Here is a 4,036-nt window from a genome sequence, read left to right as displayed (position 1 = left end):
TAGTAGAAGTTGTATCTCCCGATTTTAAAGACCATATATCTGCTATTAAAACTTCCAAAAAACTTGAAAAAGAACTTAAAGACCCCTCTATTAGCCTTTCTATTTTGCCAGCTGATTAAATTAGCAATTATTAAGTTAATGCAAAAACTTTAATAAATCTTTTTCAACTTATATCAACTCCTCCTTCGCATCTTCTCACCGCTATTAAATAGTGAGGATATTCCAATTGGATATAATCCATAAGAACTTCCCAAGTTAAAGTTTCTTCGGGTTTTTCTGGGTTAAATCCCAAAGCTTTTGTATAATTATATGAGGACATCTCTTTAACCAAATCTTTGTGGTAAATGGTTTTAAACACTTTCAAAACGGCATCTAATTCGTCTTTAGCCTCAACTTTAAACAATTTAAGACTTAAATCGTCGCAAATAGCTACCGCAAATTTCCCCATAATAGAGATATTCTAGTTTTTTTTCTAGTTCACTTAATTCTTTAAATCTCTCAACATCATTATTGATTTCTACATATTTAGGTAAGATTTTCAAATATTTAAGGGTCTAAGGAAACCTTAGTTTTGCTATCGGGGAGAGGAAAATCCCTGCCCTCTCTCTTTTTCACCAAGTCTGGTCTAAAGATTTCCTTGTAGGGGTGGAGAATTCTATAGAAATTAGCCTCTTTCCAAGCTTTTTCTATCATCTTTCTTTCTTCCTCGTTTTGGGGTTTTCTCGCCTCTATAACCTCCCATTCGTGTTCTCTTCCATCGTCGAATTTGAAAATTAGAAACTTGTCTCCCGTTGAGTTATGGGCGATTAGAATATCCATAGGGTGGGAAAAATACAAGTCCCAAAGGGGGTTTTGCTCCCGTGGTATTACCGATAGGTCTACATCTAAAATTGTCCCTGTCGGGCTTTTTATTACGGGGACTTTAAACCTCCCTAAACTCTCTTCTACCAAGTCGTATTCTACCAATTTGCCTCCTATAATATCTACCAATTCCACATCTTCTTCAAATACATAAGGTTTTATCTCCCAAATTTCACCCTCGTAATCCGTTTTTATTCCTATTTTGTTTAATGCCTCTTTCACTATCGGATTTCTATTCAACTCCTCAAACATTTTATCCCCGTATAGCCTCAAGCCTTTAGGAATTTCTTTTCCCTCTTCCTTAGCAGTTAGCAATCTTTTCACCAAAACCTTGTCAAACCCTTTAGCCTCAAGCCATTCCGCTATTAAGTCGTATTTTTCAGAGGGAATTACATCTAAATCTTTTAATGCCTCTTTATCTATTGGGGGTAAATCTTTTATTTTCTCCTCTTCTAAATTGTTTAAATATTCGTTCAATTTACCCGTTAAATCGCTATCCTTTTCTAACTCTTTCAATCCCTCACCCTTTACTCTATATACATTCCACCTACCCTTGGAATATTCCAAAAGGAAATCCCCTTTATCCGTTTCGATTTCAAGTTCATTCCCGTCCAAAATTCCCGAAACCTTTTGAACTTTAAAACCCTCTTTGGTGAAAAATTCTTCTAACGCATTCGGAATTAAAATTTTCCACCTCATAATAATGTAAGGTTAACCTATCTCTTTTTTATAAAGAAGAAAAGTTAAGGTTTAATTTCTAAAGTATTCCCAAAGTCTCTAGGGGAAAAATAATATAGGGCAGGGGTATGGATCCCTAAAGAATGCGACGACATAAAAAATGAATTAAAAGTATTAAGAAATTCCAGCTTTCTGGTAAAAGTTTGCAGGCAATATTATCTGTTGGTATTAGCGGAAAAGAAAAATAATAGCTTACGAGTTAAAAGATAAAAAACTTATAGAATTCTTAAAAGAAAAGGTTATTTCAAATAAGGAAAATACTCCGAGTATAAAAAAATGGAAAGAAAAGGCAAGCAAATATACTCCAATAGTTATAGGTCTTATCATTTTGCTGGAATTGGTATTCTTTATCTATGGGTTTGGAGTAAGTCGTATGCTTTTAAGACTTAAAATACTACCGACACAGAATTTTTTAACTTTAATTTCGAAGAATGTCCTACACTCTCGCTTGAAGAAATGAAAAAATTTAAATGCCCCAAGGTTTTAAATTTAATGGAACATCGAAAAATGAATTTTTGTGTTAAAGAAAAGGAGAAAGATAAAATTATTTGTTATTATCCTGTTTGGGTTAAAAATAGCCCTTAAAAAGTTGGCTGTATTTCTTCTCGTCTATTCTAACTTCAAATCCTTTCTTCAATTTTCTCTTTTAAAATGCTTTCCGTGTTAATAGAAAATAAGAGGAAAGGAAATGGAGAAACTCTTTTTCAACCGAATTCCCTATATTTTTTTATTTTTTCTGACAAGGGAGATAAAAGATACGGAAAAGGTGGAAGAGAATAAATACTTGGTAGAGTTGAGCACTGCTAATAAGGTAATTGTGAGAAAGGTATCCAAAGAAGAGGTTAAGCCTCTGATAATGTTTAATCTGATACTATCGGCAATACTTTCGGTAGTATTGACTTTCTACATAGCGGGGATTAAAGGGATACCGATTGTGTTGATAGGGGCATTTTTGCTTTACCTTTATTTTACCCCTTACGCTAAACTACGCTTTGATAATCCTATAACGGTATTGATAGCCTTAGGATACTTTTTTACCCTATCTTTTAAAATTGTGCCGATAGTTTCGGTTTATATTTTTCTAAACAGTGTAATTGTGATGTGGCTATTCAATAGCCTTACAATCTTGTATCTTTTACCGAGAAAAACCTTTTATAAGTTAGAAGAGGTAATTTATCCAACGGGCGAAAGAAAAACCATTAAAGGAATTATAGGTCTTTATTATCGCTCATAGTTCTTTCATTTTGCATAGAATAACTTTTAAGGTCTCTTTTAAAATCGTTTTCACAGATAAATCTTTAGTTGTTTCGATATGGTTCTCTGTTCCTCCTAATGGCTTCCAAATTTCCTAAGCACCTCTAAGTGAGTCTAAAAATTCCCTAAAACCTATAATCGTTTAATCGTTTGGACTCGGCAGTCTGGTTTTTGTTGGTTTAGTGTTTTTAGGCAGCGTTTTAATAGTTGCTGGTGAGAAATTGAAAGATAGGGAAGAGTGAAAAATGGAAAAAGCTATTATTGGTATAACCCTTATAGCTTGGGCTATTGGATTGATAGCTCTTTATCTGGCTTACAGAGGGCAAAAGCGTAAGCAGCACTCCTCCTGATTTCTCCCCTTTACCCTTGGAAAGTTGACCCGACAAAAAAAACCGGCCAAGGCATAAGGCGCTTGGATTGATAGCTCTTTACCTGGCTTTCAAAGGGCAAAACGGCCGACGCTGGCCACGCGCGCCGCAGCCGCCACAAACCACGCCCACCACAGCGCCGTAGGCCACGGCAAAGCCCACACAGGCCACGCGGCCGCCACAGGCACCGCGGCCGCCCACCGCGACCACCCGGCCGCCGCAGGCCGCAGGCCACGGCACAGCCGCCGCAGGCCACGCGGGCACACCAGCTTGGATAGACCTCTATTTCCGCCGAAAATCCGCAGAAATCGGGAAAAAGTCGAAATAGTCCTTGGCGCTCAGGCACTATAGATGTCAAGTTATCGAAAATAGTAGGGGGTACTGGTGAAACCTAAAAGGGATAGGATGGCCTTGCTTGGCCAAGGGCACGGCCACGCCAGAAGCGTGGCCTGGGGTGCAGTCTCAGCTGGTCGGGGCGGAGAAGTGCGGCCAAGAGGGGCAGCCAGGCCACGCGGGGCACCGCCGAGTTGGGTATGCTGGCCAGGGGTGCGGCCGCGGGCAGTACAGGCAACTGGCCAAGGCAGGCAGCTGGTCAGCGTAGGGGTGCAGGCCACGAGCGGGGCCAGTTAGCACCCTACCTTAAAAGGTTAGAGGTTAACTCCTTAAGAAACGCGGCCAGGGCAAAAGCGCGGCCTGTGTGGTCCGGTCCGCAGGACTGCGGGCCAGACCAGAAGTAAACAAAGGCCAGAGATAGACCAACCCACAGGCCAGGGCGTGCCTGGGCTTCGGTTAGAGCTGGCTGCGCGCGTGGCCGC

3 protein-coding genes are annotated in these 4,036 nt (G+C 39.9%); 1 reads left to right on the top strand and 2 read right to left on the bottom strand.

Going from position 1 to position 4,036, the window contains the following annotated elements; translation table 11 throughout:
• Positions 1 to 163: 163 nt before the first annotated feature.
• Together MV985_RS01655 and MV985_RS01650 are read right to left on the bottom strand one after the other, a co-directional pair.
• Positions 164 to 448: a hypothetical protein gene (locus MV985_RS01655; protein ID WP_297459442.1), complete on the bottom strand. Its 285-nt coding sequence runs from the start codon at positions 446 to 448 to the stop codon at positions 164 to 166.
• Between the two features lie 98 nt (positions 449 to 546).
• Complete coding sequence (locus tag MV985_RS01650; protein WP_297459433.1) at positions 547 to 1,560, bottom strand: hypothetical protein; 1,014 nt, start codon at positions 1,558 to 1,560, stop codon at positions 547 to 549.
• Between the two features lie 727 nt (positions 1,561 to 2,287).
• On the opposite strand from MV985_RS01650, the gene MV985_RS01645 reads away from it, so the two are divergent.
• On the top strand, positions 2,288 to 2,833 hold the full coding sequence (locus tag MV985_RS01645; protein ID WP_297459426.1) for a hypothetical protein: 546 nt from the start codon (positions 2,288 to 2,290) through the stop codon (positions 2,831 to 2,833).
• The last annotated feature ends 1,203 nt before the right edge of the window (positions 2,834 to 4,036 follow it).

Source organism: Thermococcus sp. (genome assembly GCF_027012695.1).
Lineage (GTDB): Archaea > Methanobacteriota_B > Thermococci > Thermococcales > Thermococcaceae > Thermococcus.
This window is presented reverse-complemented; position numbering and strand designations above follow the sequence as displayed.

Coding starts and splice junctions, on each gene's coding strand:
- MV985_RS01655 (WP_297459442.1), bottom strand. CDS start 448: ATGGGGAAATTTGCGGTAGCTATTTGCGACGATTTAAGTCTTAAATTG.
- MV985_RS01650 (WP_297459433.1), bottom strand. CDS start 1,560: ATGAGGTGGAAAATTTTAATTCCGAATGCGTTAGAAGAATTTTTCACC.
- MV985_RS01645 (WP_297459426.1), top strand. CDS start 2,288: ATGGAGAAACTCTTTTTCAACCGAATTCCCTATATTTTTTTATTTTTT.